The 370-nt window shown below is 42.5% G+C and carries 1 protein-coding gene; it reads left to right on the top strand.

Annotation, left to right across the window (positions count from 1 at the left end):
- Nucleotides 1-30 precede the first annotated feature (30 nt).
- Nucleotides 31-370: response regulator (locus tag A3762_RS06970; RefSeq protein ID WP_156493311.1), on the top strand; the 340-nt coding region annotated here is incomplete at its 3' end.

The following is a 370-nucleotide window of genomic DNA, read 5'->3' as shown; positions in this document are numbered from 1 at the left end:
CCCTCAGACAATAAAAGCTTTNTCACCAAATTGATTCAGCAGATCGATCAAGAAGAGAGTAAAACCGCTGTGACAGACGAGCGCATACTCGTTGTTGAGGATGATCAAATTCAGCAAATCATTTTGGTTCAGCTATTAGAAGAATTCGGCATTAGTTGCGATACGGCAAATTCAGGGGAAGAAGCGCTGAAATGTTTAAAAGAAGCAAAACCAGCGATCATTTTTATGGACTGCATTATGCCCGGTATGGGCGGCATTGAAGCAACACGAAAGATACGTGCAAACCCCGATCAATATGGTGAACTGACCGTCATTGGTGCTACAGCACTCACGAGCAACAAAGATAAAAAAGAATGTATGGATGCTGGTA

The sequence above is a fragment of the Oleiphilus sp. HI0125 genome (assembly GCF_001635355.1).
The sequence above is the reverse complement of the archived record's forward strand: the minus strand, read 5'-3'. Positions and strand labels throughout refer to the sequence as shown.